Below are 18,780 nucleotides of genomic sequence, written 5' to 3'. Positions count from 1 at the left end.
CCTCAGCCAGCCCGGGGCAGCCGGCAGAAGGGCGTCAGGGGGTCAGGCGGTGCAGGTCGCGCGGGAAGGCGGTCACCTCGCGCACGTTGGCCGCCCCGACCAGGCGGGCGACCAGACGTTCCAGGCCGATGGCGAAGCCGCCATGCGGGGGCATGCCGTGCCGGAACGCCGCGACGTAGTCCGCGTACGGCTCGACCGGCTCGCCCCGGGCGGCCAGCGCCGCCAGGTAGTCGTCGTGCCGGTGCAGCCGCTGCCCGCCGGTGACCAGCTCGACGCCCCGGAACAGCAGGTCGAACCCGTTCGAGTAGTCGGGGCGCGCCGGGTCGGGGTGGGTGTAGAAGGGGCGTTTCGCCATCGGATACCCGGTGACGAAGAGGAAGTCGGAACCGTGCTCGGACCGGGCCCACTCCCCCAGGGTCCGCTCGTGGGCCGGGGCGAGGTCCGGCTCGTCGGCCGGGGCACCCGCTATGGCCAGCGCCTCGGTGAAGTGCACGGCGGGGATCTCCGCCGGCACCTCCGGGACGCTCAGGTCGAGCAGTGCCAACGCCGGCCCGGCCCGGTCGGCGACGGTGTCGAGAAGCCCGGCGAGGGTGTCCCGGAGCACCGCCATGACGTCCCGGTGGTCGGTGACGAAGCCCAACTCGGCGTCGAGCGAGGTGTACTGCGCCAGGTGGCGGGCGGTGTCGTGCGGCTCGGCGCGGAACACCGGACCGACCTCGTAGACGCGTTCCAGGACGCCGACCAGGAGCTGCTTGTAGAACTGCGGCGACTGGGCCAGGTACGCCGGCCGGCCGAAGTAGTCCAGGGCGAAGACGTTCGCCCCGCTCTCGGTCGACGAGCCGACGATCTTCGGGGTGTGGATCTCCACGAAGCCCCGGGCGTCCAGGGCGGCCCGGAACCCGGCGACCGCCGCCGCCGAGACGCGCAGCGCCGCCGACCGGCGCGGGTGGCGCAGCGCCACCGGAGCGTGGTCGAGCTGCGTCGGCAGGCTGGCGGTCAGGGTCGGCCGGAACAGGTCGAACCCCGGCGGTACGGCCGGCGGGCCGAGTGGTCGTACCGTCGGGTCGGTCAGCTCGATCCCGGCGGGAGCGGCCGGGTTGGCGGTGACCGTGCCGACCACCTCGACGACGGTCTCCTCGGTCAACGCCTCGACGGCCGCGCGGGCGGCCGGGTCGGTGACCACCACCTGGGCCGTTCCGGTGGCGTCCCGGATGATCAGGAAGGCCACCGACTTGAGCAGCCGGCGGCGGTGGGTCCAGCCGGCGATCCGGACGGTCGTACCGACGTGGGCGGGAAGTTGGGCGGAAAGGATGCGTTGCACGCTGGTTACCTCCTCGATCAATCGCAACGCGATCCCCAGGGAGGTGTGGGCGAGCGGGAACCTCGCGGTGCCACCACACCTTCGCCCCCGCTGTGGGCGGGAGCCTCGTTCGTCGCCTTTTCACCGGGGCCAGCCGGGCGGGGTCTACTGGGCGCGGGTCTTCCCGCCGCCGTTCTTCCCGCAGCTCGGGAGGGTCTTCACGCGCCGCCGCCAGACCGCCTCGCAGCACTTCGGCGGCTCTCTGCACTGACGTCGTCGGCGCGCTACTCGGCTCCGTCGTCGCTCGTGGGGCACGTTACCGCCACACCGCCGGCACGGACAGGCGTTTTACGGCAGTAGCCGGGTGAGTGGCCTCACGTGTCCGGAGGCGTGACGCCGGTCGCCCGAAGTGCATCGACAGGCGCCAGCGGGCGTAGGCTCGATCGCGTGACCATCGAGCAGTCCGCGCCGACCACCGCCCAGGCTCCGCGCTCCGCCACCGTCGCCCCGGAAGGGCGACGCCTCCTGCGGATCGAGGCACGCAACGCGGAGACGCCGATCGAGCGCAAGCCACCGTGGATCAAGGTCAAGGCCAAGATGGGGCCGGAGTACACGTCGCTGCGGGGACTGGTCTCCCGGGAGGGGTTGCACACCGTCTGCCAGGAGGCCGGCTGCCCCAACATCTACGAGTGCTGGGAGGACCGGGAGGCGACCTTCCTCATCGGCGGTGACCAGTGCACCCGGCGCTGCGACTTCTGCCAGATCGACACCGGCAAGCCGGCCGAGTTCGACGCCGACGAACCGCGCCGGGTCGCCGAGTCGGTGGCCACGATGGGGCTGCGGTACGCGACCATCACCGGCGTCGCCCGGGACGACCTGCCCGACGGCGGCGCGTGGCTCTACGCCGAGACGGTCCGGCAGATCCACGCCCTCCAGGCCGACTGCGGTGTCGAGTTGCTGATCCCGGACTTCAACGCGGTGCCCGACCAGCTCGCCGAGGTCTTCGGGTCCGGGCCGGAGGTGCTCGCGCACAACGTCGAGACGGTGCCCCGGATCTTCAAGCGGATCCGGCCGGCGTTCCGCTACGAGCGCTCCCTGGACGTGATCCGGCAGGCGCGTGCCGCCAACCTGGTCACCAAGAGCAACCTGATCCTCGGCATGGGCGAGGAGCGCGCCGAGGTCTCCCAGGCGTTGCGCGACCTGCACGAGGCGGGCTGTGAGCTGATCACCATCACGCAGTACCTCCGCCCCACCCCGCGCCACCACCCGGTCGAGCGCTGGGTCAAGCCGGAGGAGTTCGTCGAGCTGCGCGAGGAGGCCGAGGAGATCGGGTTCGCCGGGGTGATGAGCGGACCGCTGGTGCGCTCGTCGTACCGGGCCGGCCGCCTCTACCGGCAGGCTCTCGAGGCGCGCGCGGGCAGCCCGGTCGGCTGATCCCGCCCCCGGACCGCCACGCCACCGTGTCGGTACGGACACGCTCCGCGACGGCGTGCTAGATTCCGCGCGTCCCGTCCGCGGCCGCGCCGTCCCACCCTTCGATTTGACGGTTGCCGACGCACGTCGAAGGTGATGAATTTATCTCATGGCCACGCCGCCGCACACCGTCGTCATCGGAGCCGGTCCCGCCGGCCTCACCGCCGCCTACGAGCTGACCCGGCGCAACGCGCCGGTGGAGGTCTTCGAGGCCGACGACGTGGTGGGTGGGATCAGTCGCACCGTGGAGCGCGACGGCTGGCGGTTCGACATCGGCGGGCACCGGTTCTTCACCAAGGTGCTCCGGGTCGAGGAGTTCTGGCACGAGATCCTGCCGGACAGCGACTTCCTGCTCCGGCCCCGGATGAGCCGGATCCACTACCGGGGCCGGCTCTTCGACTACCCGCTGCGCGCCGGCAACGCCCTGGGCAACCTGGGCGTGGTCGAGGCGGTGCGCTGCGTCGGGTCGTACGTCTGGACCCGGGTGCGACCGCCGAGGGACCAGAGCCACTTCGAGGGGTGGGTCTCCGCCCGCTTCGGCACCCGGCTGTACCGGATGTTCTTCAAGACGTACACCGAGAAGGTCTGGGGGATGCCGGCCACCGAGTTGCAGGCCGACTGGGCCGCCCAGCGGATCCGGAACCTCTCGCTGGCCGGCGCGGTGCGCAACGCGCTGCTGCCCCGGCGCAACCAGAAGGACATCACCAGCCTGATCGAGGAGTTCCAGTACCCGAAGTACGGACCGGGCATGATGTGGGAACGCTGCGCCGAGCTGGTCGCCAAGGCCGGCGGAACGGTCACCCTGAACACCTGGGCACGGACGGTGCACCGGGCCGACGGGCGTGCGGTCGCGGTGACCGTCGCCGACCCGGAGGGGCAGCGCCGGATCGAGGTCGACCACGTCGTCTCCAGCATGCCGATCTCCGACCTGGTCCGGACGATGGACCCGCCGGCCCCGGAGCCGGTGCGGGCCGCCGCCGACGCGCTGCGCCACCGGGACTTCCTCACCGTGGCCCTGGTGGTGCCGGCCGAGGCCGGCTTCCCGGACAACTGGATCTACGTGCACACCCCGGGGGTACGGGTCGGCCGGATCCAGAACTTCGGCTCCTGGTCGCCGTACCTGGTGCAGGACGGGACGACGTGCCTGGGCCTGGAGTACTTCGTCAACGCCGGTGACGACCTGTGGACCTCGACCGACGAGGATCTCGTCGCACTCGGCACCGCCGAGCTGGAACGGCTCGGTCTGGTCCCGCCGGGCGCGGTCCGCACCGGGTACGTGGTCCGGATGCCGAAGGCGTACCCGGTCTACGACGAGGGGTACGAGCAGGCCGTCGACACGATCCGCCAGTGGCTGGCCGAGGCGGTGCCGAACGTGCACCCGGTCGGACGCAACGGCATGCACCGCTACAACAACCAGGACCACTCCATGCTCACCGCGATGCTCACCGCGGAGAACATCCTCGACGACGCCGGCCACGACATCTGGGCGGTCAACGTCGAGGAGGAGTACCACGAGGAGAAGGCGAACGGCAGCCACCGCAGCGGTGAGCACGGCACCGGGCGGGCCGCGCCGGTCCTCCCCCGCCGCCCCGTCGACTGAGCCGTACGGGGCGGGCTGCCGGCCGTGGTGATCGGCCCGTGCGGCGACCACTACACTTTGCGCCATGGCGAAGCCCCAGGAGAAGGTCTCGTTCGGCCAGCGGCTGAAGCAGATCGGGATGGTGTTCAAGTTCACCGCCAAGCAGGACCGGTGGTTCGCCCCGCTGGTCACCGGCGCGGTGCTGATCCCGCTCGCGCTGACCGTGGTCGCGGTGATCGCCTGGGGCTGGCTCTGGCTGCCGCTGGGCATCCTGCTCACCCTGCTCGCCGTGCTGATCGTGCTCAACCTGCGGTCCAACCGGGCGATGATGAACGCCGCCGAGGGGCAGCCCGGCGCGGCGGCCTCGATCATGGAGAACATGCGCGGTGACTGGCGGGTCACCCCGGCGGTCAGCTCCACCACCCAGATGGACATGGTGCACCTGGTCATCGGTCGCCCGGGGGTGATCCTGCTCGCCGAGGGCAACCCGCAGCGGGTGCGCGGCCTGCTCGGCCAGGAGAAGCGCCGGCTGTCCAAGGTGATCGGCACCGCCCCGCTCTACGACTACATGATCGGCAACGAGGAGGGCGAGCTGCCGATCCGCAAGCTGCGCATGACGCTGATGCGGCTGCCCCGCAACCTCAGCGGCAAGGACGTCAACTCGCTGGACAAGCGACTCAAGGCGCTCACCGCCCGTCCGCAGCTGCCGAAGGGCGCCATCCCCAAGAACATGCGCCCCAGCAAGGGCCAGTTCCGCCAGATGCGCGGTCGCTGAGCCCGCCCCGGCCCGATCCACCGACGGCGCCCCGCCACGAGGTAAACCCTCGGCGGGGCGCCGTCGTCATTACCGGTGATGGAGAACCACGACGCTGTCACCCGGGCTGACACCGACTCGTTCGACGAGTTCGTCCGGACCCGCTCGCCCGCGCTGCTGCGCTCGGCGTACCTGCTGACCACCGACCGGCACGCCGCCGAGGACCTGCTCCAGGAGGTGTTGGAGCGGCTCTACGCCCGATGGCGGCGGGCCCGGGACGCGCCGGACGCGTACGCCCGCCGGATCCTGGTCAACCGGGCCGTCGACCGGTGGCGGTGGCGTGGCCGCCGCCGGGAGGCGGCGCTGGCCGACCTGGAGGTGCCGGCGACCGGCGACCACGCCGAGGAGGTCGTCGTCCGGCAGTTCGTGCTCGCCGCGCTGCGCACGCTGCCGCCCCGGCAACGTGCCGCCGTCGTACTGCGGTACCTCGACGACCTATCCGAAGCCGAAACCGCCGCCATCATGCGCTGCTCGGTGGGCACGGTGAAGAGCCACACCGCACGAGGGCTGGCCAAGCTGCGGGCCGCGCTGCCGGGCACCGATCCCCTCTCCACCCAGACGATGATCAGGAGTACGCGATGACGAACGACCCTGACCGGGAGGTCGTACGACAGGCCCTGGCCCTGACCGCCGGGGCGGTCCGTCCTCCCGCCGACCTGCTGGACCGGGCGCGCCGCGCCGGTCGACGCCGGGTCCGCCGGCACCGGGCGCTGGCCGGGGCGCTGGCGGTCGTGCTCCTGGCCGGTGGCCTCTCCGCCGCCGGGTACGCGAGCCGACCGCCCACGGTGACCACGACGCCTGCGGCGGCCATCGGCGAACGGCTGTTGGACGGCCCCACCCGGGGCGACCTCGCCGGCCACCCCGACTACCTGCGTGCGGTGGTCGATCTGCACGAACGGGCCCGGGACGACTCGCCGTTGCGCGGGCTGGGGGTCACCCGGAATCCCGCCGGCCCGGCACACGTCACCTGGGCTGGGTCGACCATGTCCGGGCGGGCGGCGGTGGTCGCCCAGCGGATGCGGCTGGCGGGCGGTGACCGGGTGGTGCTGGTGACCTTCGTCGGCACCGGCGTCGACGGCCGGCCGGAGAAGGTGGGAGCCGACTTCTACGGCTCCGGTGACCGGACCGGCTGGCAGAGCGTGGCGTTCCTGGTCGGGCCGGAACGGTCGACGCTGGTGGTGCTCGACGTGGGGATCGAGGTGGAGTTCTCGCTGAACCGCACGTACACCGCCGGCGCGGTGACCCGCGAAGACTGGCAGTCGGTGCAGTTCATCGACGGGGTGGCGCTGATCACCCTCGGGCCGCAACGGGACCGCTGGACGGTGGCGGTCCGGCAGCGCGCCGGGGCGTACCTGGGCATCGGGAACCTGACCGACCCCCAGGAGAGCACGCCGGAGCGGGGCTGGCTGGATTGGCACCGACCGGCGGACGCCGACCATCCGGCCGCCCAGCCGGTGTACCTCGTGCTCGGTGGCAGCGCGGGGGCGGTCGACCTGCCGGACGTCGCCGAAAGTCGCCGGGCGCTGGCGGAGACGGCCCCGTTCGGTGCGCTCGAACCGCAGATCCCGCCCTCGTTGGGTCGGGACTGGATCGCGGTGGGCCGGACCCCGGCCGGTGCGGAGGTCGTCGCCGGTGACCTGCGGATCGGCACCGATCAGGTGCGTACCCTGGTGCGCCTGCACCGGCCCGGTCAAGCTCCGCTGGCGGTAGTGGGTCCGGTGGTGGATCCGGCGGCCTACCTGCCGGTGGTCGTCCGGCTCCCGGACGGGCGGGGGTGGCTGGTCGCGCGGCCGGGAGCCACGCTGAGCTGGTCCGACGGGCGCGGCGACTGGCAACCGGCCGGCCGGGACGCGGCGGTGCTGCCCGCCGGGGCGACGCAGGCCCGGGTGGGCACGGTCGCCGTCCGGCTCGGCTAGGCCGACCGGAGGGCCGGGGCGATCACCGAGCCGGCCAGGCGGTCGTGGACGCCCCGGCGCTTGTCGTCCATGATCAGGGCCGGCACGACCAGGGCGAGCAGCACACCGCGCAGCAGCGCGTGGGGGATGCCGACCCGGCCGCCGTCGGCCCAGGACAGGCAGCGGATCCGGGTGACGTACATGCCTGGGGTCTGGGTGAAGAGGCCGAGGAAGAAGGCGTACTCGACGATCAGCACCAGCACCGGGGCCCAGCCGTCGGTCAGCGGGTCGGCGAAGAAGTTCGACACCAGCAGGCAGAGCACCCAGTCGATCACCAGCGCGCCGAAGCGGCGGCCCAGACCGGGCGGGGTGAAGTCGGGGTCGGTGGCGGGCGGCACCGGGCGTTGGGACATGCTCACAGCGACCAAGGCTAGTCGGGGCGGAGATCCGGGCGACGGGGACGTCGATCGGCGTTACCGGACGGTCCGGGCGGGTATCGTCCGAACGGGGGACAGGGACGGCTCGACGGCGCGCCATGACGACCCTCACCGGCACAAAAGAGCAGCCAGGGCGGGTCGTAACACGGCAGAAACAGCAAGGACATGGCCGAGCAACCCCCCGGCCATAGCGTCGCCAAGCAGCCAGCCACCCGTGGACGTGCCAGGAGGACGTGTGTTCGCCAATCCCGAGGAACTCCTGCGATACCTCAAGAACGAGGACGTGAAGTTCGTCGACGTACGGTTCTGTGACCTGCCCGGCGTGATGCAGCACTTCAACCTGCCGGTCGAGTCCGTGGACGACGCCTTCTTCACCGAGGGCCTCGCCTTCGACGGGTCGTCGATCCGGGGCTTCCAGGCGATCCACGAGTCGGACATGCTCCTGCTCCCGGACGTCGCGACCGCCTTCATCGACCCCTTCCGCGTGCAGAAGACCCTCGCGCTGAACTTCTTCATCCACGACCCGTTCACCCGGGAGGCGTACTCCCGGGACCCGCGTAACGTGGCGAAGAAGGCCGAGGCGTACCTGGCGGCGAGCGGCATCGCCGACACCGCGTACTTCGGCGCCGAGGCGGAGTTCTACATCTTCGACTCGATCCGCCACGAGACCTCCGCGCACCAGTCGTTCTACTACATCGACTCGATCGAGGGCGCGTGGAACAGCGGCCGCGAGGAGGCCGGTGGCAACCGCGGCTACAAGACCCCGTACAAGGGTGGCTACTTCCCGGTGCCGCCGGTCGACCACTACGCCGACCTGCGGGACAGCATCGTGCGCCGGCTGGTCGACACCGGCTTCACCGTGGAGCGCTCGCACCACGAGGTGGGCACCGCCGGCCAGTCGGAGATCAACTACCGGTTCTCCACCCTGCTGCACGCCGCCGACCAGCTTCAGCTCTTCAAGTACATCGTGAAGAACGAGGTCTGGGCCAACGGCAAGACCGCGACCTTCATGCCGAAGCCGCTCTTCGGCGACAACGGCTCCGGCATGCACACCCACCAGAGCCTCTGGCTGAACGGCGAGCCGCTGTTCCACGACGAGACCGGCTACGCCGGCCTGTCGGACACCGCCCGCTGGTACATCGGCGGTCTGCTGCACCACGCGCCGTCGCTGCTGGCCTTCACCAACCCGACGGTCAACTCGTTCCGCCGGCTGGTGCCGGGCTTCGAGGCGCCGGTCAACCTGGTCTACTCGCAGCGCAACCGCTCCGCGTGCACCCGGATCCCGGTCACCGGCAACAACCCGAAGGCCAAGCGGGTCGAGTTCCGCGTGCCGGACCCGTCGGCCAACGTCTACCTCGCCTTCTCGGCGATGATGATGGCCGGCCTGGACGGCATCAAGAGCAAGATCGAGCCGCCGGCGCCGATCGACAAGGACCTGTACGACCTGCCGCCGGAGGAGTGGGGCGACGTCAAGCAGGTCCCGGGCTCGCTGCCCGAGGTGCTCGACGCGCTCGAGGCCGACCACGACTACCTGCTCGACGGCGGGGTCTTCACCCCGGACCTGATCTCCACCTGGGTGGAGTGGAAGCGGGCCAACGAGGTCGACCCGGTGCGCCTGCGCCCGACCCCGCACGAGTTCGCCATGTACTTCGACTGCTGACGCGGTCGACAACTCGTCGTGGAAGCCCCCGGGAGTGCTCCCGGGGGCTTCCCCGTACCCCGGGGCGCGTCACGACGGGAACGGCGGCGTGGCCGGTCGGGCCCGCAGGCGGCGCCGTCGCCGCCACCGCACCACCACGCCGATCACGGCCACCAGCACGACCAGCAGTTCGACGACCTGGCCCAGCGGCCAGTACAGGGCGAGGAGCCAGCGGAGGGCGCCCTCGATCCGCGACGGCGCGGGCCCACCGAAGCTGTCGAGCAGACCGGCCGGCACCTCGACGAACAACGCGCTCTCGGGCAGGTCGACCAGGCGGTGCCGGCTTCCGTCGGAGCGGAAGGCCGCCAGCTCGACCCCCCCGACGGCCCACCAGTCGAGGTCCGACCAGTTCGGGTCGTTCGCCGCCTTGACCAGTCCCTCTTCCGGCTCGTAGGTGGCGACCACCGCCGCGCCGTCGCGCTGCCACCCCAGCACCCGGGCGGCCAGCCCCCGCGCGGGAGCCAGCTTCGGTCCGTCGGTCGGCTGCCCGTCGTCGGCGTCGACGTACCGGAGGTGGAACAGCCTGTCCCGCAGGCTCCGCTCGTCACAGGCGGCGTCGCCCGCACAGCGGTCTACCGAGTAGACGGCGATCCGTCCGCCGTCGGGCAGCCACGCCCCGCGCCCGGCGAGGCGGTCGGCTCCGGTGAGATCGGCCAACTTCCGCAGCGAGTTGCCGGCGACGTCGATGACGTACAGGGCGTCCTCGGTCGCCACCGCGATCCGCGCCCCGTCCGGCGAGAAGGCTGCGAAGTCCCCACCCGCCTGAGGCCGGGAACGTCGGGCAGCGGGTGCGCCCGACCGGTGGCAGGTCGAGTAGTCGCAGCTCGCCGTTCACCCTCAGGTCACTGCCGGGGCCGGACGCGTACTGGAGGATCGATCGCCCGTCCGGGGACCAGAGCACCGGATCGCCTCCGTCGTACTGGACCAGCGCGCCGGTGGACAGGTCGACCACCACGGTCTGCTCCCGGCCGCCGTCCGGCCAGCGTGCGTCCTCCAGCCACGGCCGGTCGGCCAGGAACCGCCCGTCCGGGGAGAGCAGCAGGCCACGGTCGGTCGACGCCGGTCAACGACACGTGCGTGATCCGCCGTGCCCGCCGCCACCAGAAGACGTGCTGGTGGTAGAGGACCTTGCGGACGTACGCGTCGGGGTCGCCCTCGGCAACCAGCCGTTCCCATCGCCCGGCGACGCTGAGGAACGTCTGCTGTACCAGGTCCTCGGCCAGGTGGTGATCGCCGGTGAGCAGGTAGGCGATGCGTGGCAGGGCCATGGTGCGGGCCCGCACGTACGCCTCGAACGGCGGCCGATCGGCATCCACCCACGCCACCTCCTGCCTCCCTCCACGCCCTGGACGGCCCCGGCGGAGGGGACCGACTTTCCGGCGTGGAGGGAAACCGTCGCCGCCGACGGTGGGCGGTGCCCAGCCGGGCCACCCCGTTATAACGCCTCCCGTCATATCTTCGCGTCCGATATATTGCGGCGATGGACACGACGCTGCGGGAACCCACGTTCCTCATCCTCACCGCGTTGGCCGCCGGGCCGCTGCACGGCTACGCGATCATCCGCGAGGTCGCCGCGCTCTCCGACGGTCGGCTGTCGCTGCGCCCCGGAACGCTCTACGGCGCCCTGGACCGACTGACCGACACCGGCCTGGTCGACCTCGACCGGGAGGAGCAGGTCGACGGACGGCTGCGCCGCTACTACCGGCTCTCCCCCAGCGGGGAGCGCACACTGGCCGCCGAGACCGAACGGCTCCGGCGCAACGTCGAGGCGGCCACGGCCCGGCTGCGGGCGCGCGGTGCCCGACCGGCCACCGCGCCCCGCACCGCCGGAGGGTTGGCATGAACGACCTGGAGCGCCGCTACCGTCGCCTGCTGCGCGCGTACCCGCCGGAGTACCGCCGCACGCGCGGCGACGAGATCGTCGGTACGTACCTCGACCTGGCCGGTCCGGACGAGGAACGGCCCTCGCTGGCCGACGCCGTGGACCTGCTACGCGGCGGATTGCGCCAGCGGTTACGGGCCGTCGGGGCCACCGACGTGCTTCCCGGCGTACGGCTCGCCGCCACGCTCGCCCTCACCGCCGCGACCGTGCTGGCCACCGGATGGTTCGTCCGGGACCTGCACCCGCCACCCGCAGACCTGGGCTACCCGAGCTTCGGTCCGTTCGCCTCGGTCGGGGTGCTGGCCTGGGTGGCCTGGCTGCTGGCCGCCGTCGTCGCCGGTCTCGCCCCCGGCCGGCCGACCCGCGTCGCGGTGGCCGGGGCCGTCCTACTCACCGTCGCCGTGGTGCCGCTGGGCGCGGTGCCGGCGCTGCCCCGCCCGGCGCTGTCCGTGCTGGTCCCCCAGGTCGCGCTCGGCCTGCTGGCGCTCGCCCTGCCGGCCCACCCGCCGATCGGAATCCGCTGGTTGCCGGCCCTCGCCGGGCTGGCGACGGCGCTCGCCACGCACCACCTGGCCCCCGGGCTGAGCGACGGGTGGGGCTACTACGGCTGGGCCACCGTCACCCTCCTGTCGACGGTCGGCATCGGACTCATGGTCGTCGTGGTCCTGCTCGCCGCCGGTCTCGCCCTGGCCCGGGACAGCCGGGGTCTGTGGGCCGCGCTGACGCTGGTCGGCCCGGTGGGCCTGCTGACCCTGCACTCCATCGCCGGGGCCGTCCCGCTCTCCCCCAACCCCACCTGGGCGACGCTGGCCGGCACGGCGGCAGTGGTCAGCGCGGTGGGCGTCGGCGCGCTGCCCTCCGCCGTGGCGCTGCGCCGCCGCGTCACGAGGCGGTAGCTGCAAACCCTCGCCAGGAGGCGGTAGCCGGAGAGCCCGGCTCGTCAGGAGGCGGCAGCCGGAGTTCCCGTCTGCCGCCACCGGCCCCGGACGGCGGCCACCGCCAGCCAGAGCACCAGGGCGGTCATCAGGATCGCGCCGGGGGCCTTGGTGAAGCGGGCCAGGTTGGTGCCGTCGGGCAGGGTGAGGAAGGACGCCACCGCGCAGGGCAGCAGGAACCAGGTCGCCCGGGTGGCGGCCACCGCCAGCACCGCCAACGGCCAGACCGCGTACCAGGGGTGGAAGACCGGGGCGAGGGCGACCGTGGCGGCCAGGGCCAGTCCGGCGCCGGCGAGCGCCACTCGGGGCCGGGCGGCGGCCAGCCGGGCCACCCGCTGCCGGACGCCGCTGAGTCGGCGCAGGCTCCGCCAGGCGTGGAACCAGAGCACGACCAGCAGCACCGCGAGCAGCGCCACCGCGACCGCCCGGGTGACCGGCACCGCGTTCGGATCCCAACCGAGCAGCCGGCCGGCGTAGTCGACGGTGAACCCCACGGCGGTCGGTGGGGACGTCCACTGCTCGGAGTCGCCACTGCGGGTCAACCCGCCGATCCAGCCGAACCCGAGCCCGGAGGCCGCCGAGGTGGCCAGCAGGGCGGCCACCGCACCGGCGACCACCCAGAGCCCGTCGCGCAGCAGCGCCCGGAAGGTGACGATGCCCGCCACCGCGGCCAGGGCCGCGAACGGCAGCACCACCAACGCGGTGACCTTCACCGCCACGGCCAGCCCGAGCAGCGCCCCGCCGAACAGCAGGCGGGGCCGCTGCCCGGGATGCCGGACCACCAGCAGCAGCCCGGCCAGCAGCAGGCCGACCATCACCGCGTCGTTGTGTGCCCCGGCGACCAGGTGCACGCCGACCAGTGGGCAGGCCAGCACCAGCCAGACCGCCCGCCGCGCGGGCACCCCGGCGGCGCGGGCCAGCCCCGGCAGGCAGGCGGCGGCGAGGAGCACCCCGGCCACGGCGACCAGCCGCAGCAGCGCGACCGTGCCGAGCAGGGAGCCCCCGAGCGCGGCGGCGGCCCCGGCGAGCAGCACGAAGACCGGCCCGTACGGGGCGGGGGTGCCCCGCCAGATCGGCGAGACCGCCTCCGTCCACGGGCACCCCGCCGCTGCCACCCCGACCCGGTACGGGTCGACGCCCCGGAGCCAGGACCAGCCCTGGCAGGCGTACGAGTAGACGTCGCGGCTGCCCAGCGGCGGCGCGGCCAGCAGCGGCAGCAGCCAGAGCCCGGCGGTGACGTGGGCCCACCGCCCCGACGGCGCGCCCCGCCGCAGCGACCACCAGGCACCGACCAGCAGCAGCGTGCCGACCAGCCAGCAGCCCAAGGCCCACGGGCCGTGCGGGGCGGCCCAGACCGCGCCGAGCCGGGTGGTGATCGGGGCGTCGGTGCGGGCACCGCCCAGCCAACCGGCGACGCTCAGCAACACCGCACCGGTGAGCCCGGCGTACCGGGCCACCGTGGCGACGGCGGGCCGGGCCGGACCGACCGCGCCCGGCTCGCTCACCGTGTCTCTCCTCAGTCTGCGGGGACCGGTTCCCGGGCCGCCCGAGCCGACCGTACCAACCGGACTGCCACCACTATCACGAACAGCGTCATGAGGGGCGCACCGGGCATCTTGGTGTACCGGGGTAGACCGGTGCCGTCCGGCAGCACCGTAAACGCTGACACCAGGGCGACCACCAGGAACCAGCGAGCCTGGTATGCGGTAGCGGCGAGCACCGCCAGCGGCCAGATCCAGTACCAGGGGTGGAAGATCGGCGAGAGCGCCACCGTGGCAGTCAGGGCCAGACCGGCATGCCAGTACGGGTCCCGGTCCCGGGCCCGCCACCAGAGCCAGACCAGCACCACCAGGAGGACCGCCACGCCGATCGCCCGAGTTACCGGCAGCGCGTCGACGTGCACCCCGAACAGCCCCGTCACCTGGCCGATGGTCTGCCCGACGGCGGTGGGCGGCGAGGTCCAGGCGATGGCCAGGCCGCCCTGTTCCAGGCCGGCGACGAAGCCGAAGTCGAGTCCGGCGGCGAACGTCACCACGACCAGGGTTGCCGCGGCCGCGCCGACCACCCACCCGCCGTCGCGGACCAGGGCCCGGATCCGGTACGGCCCGACGATCGCGGCCAGCGCCGCGAACGGCACCACCACCAGTGCCGTGACCTTGATCGCGGCAGCCAGGCCGAGCAGCAGCCCGCCGCCGAGGAGCGGCAACGGGCGGCCCGGCCGGGCGGCCACCACCGCCAGTCCGGCGACGAGCAGGCCCACCATCAGCGCATCGTTGTGCGCGCCGGAGATGAGGTGGACCGGCACCAGCGGGCAGGCCAGGACCAGCCAGAGGGCCCGCTGTGGGGCCACCCCGCAGCGCCGCGCCAGAGCCGGCAGGGCCCATGCGATCAGCGCCACCCCGACCACCGCGAGCAGCCGGAACAGCACGACGCTGCCCTCCAGCGTCCCGACGGTCTTCACCACCGCCCCGGCCAGCGCCACGAAGAGCGGCCCGTACGGGGCCGGCGTGTCCCGCCAGATGTACGAGATGGTGTCCAGCCACGGGCAGGGCAGCGCCGAGACGCCCTGCTCGTACGGGTTGATCCCGGCGGCGTAACTGGCGCCCTGGCAGGCGTACGCGTACGCGTCCCGGCTGGCCAGCGGCGGGGTGACCAGCATCGGCAGCAGCCAGATCCCGATGGTGACCAGCGCCCACCGGGTCGACGGGACCCGGTCGCGGAGCGACCACCACGCCCACGCCAGCAGCCCGGTGCCGACCAGCCAGAGCGCGAGCACCTGGGGCCCGTTCGGCCCCTGCCAGATGCTGACCGGGGTGGGGCGCAGCGGGGAGGAGGGGAGCGCCCCGCCGAGGACGGCAGCGACGGCGAGCATGACCGAGCCCAGCAGGCCGGTCCAACGCAGGAGGTGGTGAGGCACGTCCGACATGCTGCCAGTACGGTGGTCGCCGTTACGGAGGTGGGGATGCGCGGGTTCCGGGTGACGATGTCGAGTGCGGTCTGCGCGGCCGTCCTCGGGGTGGCCCTGCTGCTGGCTCCCCCCATGGGCCCGGACCTCTCCGCCCAGGTGGCCCGGGCCGACTTCTTCGCCGCTCACGGCCCCGCCCTGGTGGACCTGCGCTGGTACGGCGGCATCCACCCGTTCGGCTACAGCCTGGTCTCTCCGCCGGTGATGGCCCTTCTCGGCGTCCGGGTGACCGGGGCGCTCGCGCTGCTCGTGGCGGCGACCGCGTTCAGCCTGCTGCTGGTGCGCACCAGGGTGCCCCGGCCGCTGCTGGGCAGCCTGGTCGGGGTGGTCTGCATCGCCGGCAACCTCGTCTCCGGTCGCGTGACGTACGCGCTCGGGGTGGCCTTCGGCCTGCTCGCACTCCTCGCCCTGGTCCCCCCGACGGAGATCACCCGACCCAACCGCCAGGTCCGGGCCGGCTTGGCGGTGCTCGCCGCCCTGCTCGCCTCGGCGACCAGTCCGGTGGCCGGGCTCTTCGTCGGCTTGGCCGGGGCAGCGTTGCTGATCAGCCGTCGGTATGCCGACGGTCTGCTGCTCGGAATCTCGGCCGCCGTGCCTCTTGGTGCCACCGCGCTCCTGTTCGGTGAGGGCGGGTGGATGAACATCAGCCGCACCGACACCGTGCACGCGGTGGTGACCAGCCTGCTGGTGGCGGCGCTGACCGGGTACCGGCCGGTGCGGGTAGGCGCTCTGCTGTCGGCTGCCGGGGTACTGACGGCAGCCCTTGTGCACACCCCGGTCGGGTTGAACGCGACCCGGCTGGTGGTGATGTTCGCGCTACCGGTGCTGGCCGCGACCGCCCGCTCGCCTCGTTGGCCCGCAGCGCTCCGGACGGGCCGGCACCTCCCCCGGGCGGCTGGTGTGGGCGCGCTCGCCGGGCTGCTCGGGCTGGTCTGCTGGTGGCAGCCGCCGGTGGTGGTCGCCGACCTGCACGGGGCTGGGCACCCCACCAGTGACCGGGCGTTCTTCGAGCCGCTCCGCACGGAACTGGACCGCCGTGGGCTCACCGGGCGGGTGGAGGTGCCCCCAACCCGCGACTACTGGGAGGCCGCCCACCTGAGCGACGTGTTGCTGGCCCGGGGCTGGCTGCGGCAGGCCGACATCGACCGTAACCCGCTGTTCTTCACCACGGTGCCGGGGGCGGTCGGTACGGGCGTGCCGCTGACCGCCGAGGGGTATCGGCGTTGGCTGGGGGAGAACGCGGTGCAGTACGTCGCCGTACCGGACACGGAACTCTCCTGGGTGGGCCGAGCCGAGGCGGCGCTTGTCGAGGGCGGGCTGCCGTATCTGACCGAGGTCTGGTCGGACGCCCGGTGGCGACTGTTCGCGGTCACCGACCCGGCCCCGCTCGTCGGCGCGCCCGCTGATCTGCTGGACCTGTCCGCCACGACTGTCGTGTTCCGGGCGTGCTCGGCCGGCGAGGTGCCCGTTCGAATCCGTTACTCCCCCTGGCTGTCGGTGACCGGCGGCGCGACCGCCGCCCCGGACGGGGGCTGGACCACGGTGACCGTTCCCCGGCCGGGCCTGTACCAGGTCGGAACTCCGCGCCCGCTGACCCCCGCAATGCGTTCGACCACCTGCCACTGACAACAACACCCATTAGCAACGTTTCATTTATGTTTGTCGAAATCCGTAATACTTCTTGACTCTTCTCGATGAATGAACATATGGTCACTTGGACCGATCCAAATATGCCACGAAAGAGGAAGAGTGAAGAAGAGTCTACGTCGAATCGCAGTGGCCGCCGCCGCAGCTACCTCGGTAGCCGTCCTGCTGCCGGGTACCGCCCAAGCCGCCCAATGGAACACCGTGTCACAAACCCTGAACGGCACGAACTGGACGACGGAGAATTACGTTCGCACCGTCACAACCCAGGGAATCACCATTCGTCTAGAACTCAACAACCTGCCTGGATGCTGCCTCGACCTCCGCCTCAAGCGCAGCAGCGACGGCCAGGTATTCGCCTCCAAGTTCAACATGAACACCCTGAACGTGGAGTACCCCATCGCTACCGACGTCCTCGCCGACACGCGCTTCATCATGGAAGGCCGGAACACGGTGAGCAACACCGACCGCTTCTGGTCGGGCAGCCTCTACTACTGATCCGCAGCAGGCGGCAGGGCCTCCACTCGGAGCCCCTGCCGCCTGACCACGCCGCCAAGGAAGGCATCATGCCCGCACGCGCCAAGGCACCTGCCGGGATCGCGGCCCTCGCCACCACCATGGTCCTCCTCCTGTCCGCCTGTGCCCACCCCACCGACGCTGGCGGCCAACCGAAGTACCAGGATTTCGCCGGCTACTCCGACGAATACCGGAAGGCAACGGAACGCCTGGACCTCCCCGCCCGCAGCACGTGGCCGGAACTCATGCCATCACCCGAGGATAACGCCCGGTACGCGATTGGCGTCGGCACCACGAAGGCGGAATTGGCATGGCTCTGCGAATGGGAAAAGGAGTGGCTTGAACACTCCTCGAACCCCAGGAAAGCTGCCACGATCCTCAACGAAATCAAAAGGATAGAAAGTTTCCAAGTATTCACAGTCGCGATGGACGACATCAGCCGAGACGAAGTCCGGGCCAACATCAAACGGGCTGAACGCGGTGACCAGAGCGGCATCCAACGCGATGTCCAAGCCAACTGTTAAACAGAGTCAAACCCCTCGCGGTGCGTGTGCGGATTTTGTGGCCGCCCACCATCGGCGAGAACCTCCTCGGGTGCGGTCAGGAGGTAGCGGGTCAGATGCCTGGACGACAGCGTTGGGCGGTCGACTTCGACGCGGCCCTTCCTGCTGCGGGCCGGCACGAGCTGTGCCGGTGACGTCCTTGCGGACGGCCTTGGCGAAGGCCGTGCCAACAGCCACGCAGCGGCCCGCGGCCTGCGCCGCCATGCCATGGCACGGCGGACCGCTTCGGCGTAGGCGCCGGAAGAGTCCCGGCACGCCACCTCGACACTGGGACGCTCAAGCAGCCACGTTTCCGGAGGTTGTTTGGCTGGCCCTGCACTGACGGCTTTCCGTCGCTGGAGACGCCCCGTTACCTCTCGGCATCGATGCCGATGGCAGTCACACCCTAAGGGATGTCTCGCAACTCGGTGGCCGGTCCATGGTGGCTCATGTCGGGGTGCAGGTGATCTCGGCAGCCCGCCAAGAGTGGATCTTCCCCTTCACCGGGCTGCAGCCCGCCCAGTTCCGCAGGCTGGTCAGGCTGGTCGCCGAGCGTGGTGGCGACGCGATCGTCGATGGTCGGCCGGGCCGGCAGTGGTCTCTCGACCTCGCCGACCGGGTGTTGCTGGTGGCCGCGTACTGGCGCACGAACCTAACGATGCGGCAGATCGGCCCGCTGTTCGGCGTGTCGCACTCCGCCGCGCATCGGGTCATCGACACCGTCGGCCCCCTGCTCGCCCTGGCGCCCGCATGAAGTGCTTCAAGATCCTGCGCGACTACCGGCGCGCCGCCAGCACATTGGTCGACACCGCTTCCGGCATCGCCCATCTCCACAACATCATCCTCGCTGGGTGACACCAGCACCGTTGCCAGGCAACGCCATCACCGAGTTACGAGACGTCCTTCAGAAGGCCGCAATCCGAGCCCTGGCGCCCACATCATGCCAAGCAGTCTGAATCGAGGCCGCAGGAGAAAAAGGACCACGCCGATCGTGTGGACGACCGGTGGGGGGGGGGGCCGGCGGGGCCCCCCCCCCCCCCCCCCCCCCCCCCCCCCCCCCAAAAAAAAAACAACACAAAAGGGTGAACAAGAAAGGTGG

17 protein-coding genes and 1 pseudogene are annotated in these 18,780 nt (G+C 72.0%); 12 read left to right on the top strand and 6 right to left on the bottom strand.

The annotated features are described in order from the left end of the window. Positions 1 to 34: 34 nt before the first annotated feature. Positions 35 to 1,321 (bottom strand): aspartate--tRNA(Asn) ligase, encoded by a 1,287-nt coding sequence (gene aspS / locus ACIBJE_RS07415; RefSeq protein ID WP_396744324.1) that lies wholly within the window; start codon positions 1,319 to 1,321, stop codon positions 35 to 37. A 369-nt stretch (positions 1,322 to 1,690) separates the two neighbouring features. Here aspS and lipA point away from each other — a divergent pair, with 369 nt between their 5' ends. The 5 genes from lipA (at position 1,691) to ACIBJE_RS07390 (ending at position 7,082) form a co-directional block, all read left to right on the top strand. Continuing rightward, positions 1,691 to 2,734 carry a lipoyl synthase gene (gene lipA / locus ACIBJE_RS07410; protein WP_396744581.1) on the top strand — a complete coding sequence of 348 codons (1,044 nt, stop codon included), beginning with the start codon at positions 1,691 to 1,693 and terminating at the stop codon, positions 2,732 to 2,734. A 148-nt stretch (positions 2,735 to 2,882) separates the two neighbouring features. After that, on the top strand, positions 2,883 to 4,373 hold the full coding sequence (locus ACIBJE_RS07405; RefSeq protein ID WP_396744321.1) for an NAD(P)/FAD-dependent oxidoreductase: 1,491 nt from the start codon (positions 2,883 to 2,885) through the stop codon (positions 4,371 to 4,373). Between the two features lie 64 nt (positions 4,374 to 4,437). Next, positions 4,438 to 5,127 carry a DUF4191 domain-containing protein gene (locus ACIBJE_RS07400; RefSeq protein WP_396744318.1) on the top strand — a complete coding sequence of 230 codons (690 nt, stop codon included), beginning with the start codon at positions 4,438 to 4,440 and terminating at the stop codon, positions 5,125 to 5,127. A 78-nt stretch (positions 5,128 to 5,205) separates the two neighbouring features. Continuing rightward, positions 5,206 to 5,748 (top strand): SigE family RNA polymerase sigma factor, encoded by a 543-nt coding sequence (locus ACIBJE_RS07395; protein ID WP_396744315.1) that lies wholly within the window; start codon positions 5,206 to 5,208, stop codon positions 5,746 to 5,748. Next, on the top strand, positions 5,745 to 7,082 hold the full coding sequence (locus ACIBJE_RS07390) for a hypothetical protein (protein ID WP_396744313.1): 1,338 nt from the start codon (positions 5,745 to 5,747) through the stop codon (positions 7,080 to 7,082). The genes ACIBJE_RS07395 and ACIBJE_RS07390 overlap by 4 nt, the downstream gene beginning before the upstream one ends. Here ACIBJE_RS07390 and ACIBJE_RS07385 read toward each other — a convergent pair. Further along, on the bottom strand, positions 7,079 to 7,474 hold the full coding sequence (locus ACIBJE_RS07385) for an RDD family protein (RefSeq protein ID WP_396744578.1): 396 nt from the start codon (positions 7,472 to 7,474) through the stop codon (positions 7,079 to 7,081). The genes ACIBJE_RS07390 and ACIBJE_RS07385 overlap by 4 nt on opposite strands. Positions 7,475 to 7,733: 259 nt before the next feature. Between ACIBJE_RS07385 and glnA the strand changes: the two genes are divergently transcribed. Further along, on the top strand, positions 7,734 to 9,158 hold the full coding sequence (gene glnA, locus ACIBJE_RS07380; protein ID WP_396744311.1) for a type I glutamate--ammonia ligase: 1,425 nt from the start codon (positions 7,734 to 7,736) through the stop codon (positions 9,156 to 9,158). A gap of 69 nt (positions 9,159 to 9,227) precedes the next feature. Here the strand turns inward: glnA and ACIBJE_RS07375 are convergent, their stop codons facing one another. Further along, on the bottom strand, positions 9,228 to 9,911 hold the full coding sequence (locus tag ACIBJE_RS07375; protein WP_396744308.1) for a hypothetical protein: 684 nt from the start codon (positions 9,909 to 9,911) through the stop codon (positions 9,228 to 9,230). A 128-nt stretch (positions 9,912 to 10,039) separates the two neighbouring features. Beyond that, complete coding sequence (locus tag ACIBJE_RS07370) at positions 10,040 to 10,513, bottom strand: sigma factor (RefSeq protein WP_396744305.1); 474 nt, start codon at positions 10,511 to 10,513, stop codon at positions 10,040 to 10,042. Between the two features lie 164 nt (positions 10,514 to 10,677). On the opposite strand from ACIBJE_RS07370, the gene ACIBJE_RS07365 reads away from it, so the two are divergent. Beyond that, positions 10,678 to 11,040: a PadR family transcriptional regulator gene (locus ACIBJE_RS07365; RefSeq protein ID WP_145836355.1), complete on the top strand. Its 363-nt coding sequence runs from the start codon at positions 10,678 to 10,680 to the stop codon at positions 11,038 to 11,040. After that, positions 11,037 to 11,975, top strand: a complete 939-nt coding sequence (locus ACIBJE_RS07360) for a hypothetical protein (RefSeq protein ID WP_396744302.1) — start codon at positions 11,037 to 11,039, stop codon at positions 11,973 to 11,975. Before ACIBJE_RS07365 ends, ACIBJE_RS07360 begins: the two co-directional genes overlap by 4 nt. 44 nt (positions 11,976 to 12,019) lie before the next feature. On the opposite strand, the gene mptB (ACIBJE_RS07355) is transcribed toward ACIBJE_RS07360, so the two are convergent. Together mptB (ACIBJE_RS07355) and mptB (ACIBJE_RS07350) are read right to left on the bottom strand one after the other, a co-directional pair. Beyond that, the gene (mptB, locus tag ACIBJE_RS07355; protein ID WP_396744299.1) at positions 12,020 to 13,519 is read right to left on the bottom strand and encodes a polyprenol phosphomannose-dependent alpha 1,6 mannosyltransferase MptB; all 1,500 of its coding nucleotides are present in this window, start codon (positions 13,517 to 13,519) and stop codon (positions 12,020 to 12,022) included. Between the two features lie 11 nt (positions 13,520 to 13,530). Further along, on the bottom strand, positions 13,531 to 14,931 hold the full coding sequence (mptB, locus tag ACIBJE_RS07350) for a polyprenol phosphomannose-dependent alpha 1,6 mannosyltransferase MptB (protein WP_396744296.1): 1,401 nt from the start codon (positions 14,929 to 14,931) through the stop codon (positions 13,531 to 13,533). 45 nt (positions 14,932 to 14,976) lie between these two features. Here mptB (ACIBJE_RS07350) and ACIBJE_RS07345 point away from each other — a divergent pair, with 45 nt between their 5' ends. The 4 genes and pseudogenes from ACIBJE_RS07345 to ACIBJE_RS07330 form a co-directional block, all read left to right on the top strand. Beyond that, entirely contained in the window at positions 14,977 to 16,605 is a 1,629-nt protein-coding gene (locus tag ACIBJE_RS07345; RefSeq protein WP_396744575.1) for a hypothetical protein, read from the top strand. Positions 16,606 to 16,728: 123 nt separating this feature from the next. Further along, the gene (locus tag ACIBJE_RS07340) at positions 16,729 to 17,121 is read left to right on the top strand and encodes a hypothetical protein (protein WP_396744293.1); all 393 of its coding nucleotides are present in this window, start codon (positions 16,729 to 16,731) and stop codon (positions 17,119 to 17,121) included. Between the two features lie 68 nt (positions 17,122 to 17,189). Further along, positions 17,190 to 17,663: a hypothetical protein gene (locus tag ACIBJE_RS07335; RefSeq protein WP_396744290.1), complete on the top strand. Its 474-nt coding sequence runs from the start codon at positions 17,190 to 17,192 to the stop codon at positions 17,661 to 17,663. 457 nt (positions 17,664 to 18,120) lie between these two features. Further along, positions 18,121 to 18,429: pseudogene (locus ACIBJE_RS07330) on the top strand (transposase family protein); the annotation flags it as partial. Between the last annotated feature and the right edge of the window lie 351 nt (positions 18,430 to 18,780).

This window comes from Micromonospora sp. NPDC050187, from assembly GCF_044459745.1.
Lineage (GTDB): Bacteria > Actinomycetota > Actinomycetes > Mycobacteriales > Micromonosporaceae > Micromonospora.
Note: the sequence above shows the minus strand (reverse complement) of the source record. Positions and strands in the feature narration are given on the sequence as shown.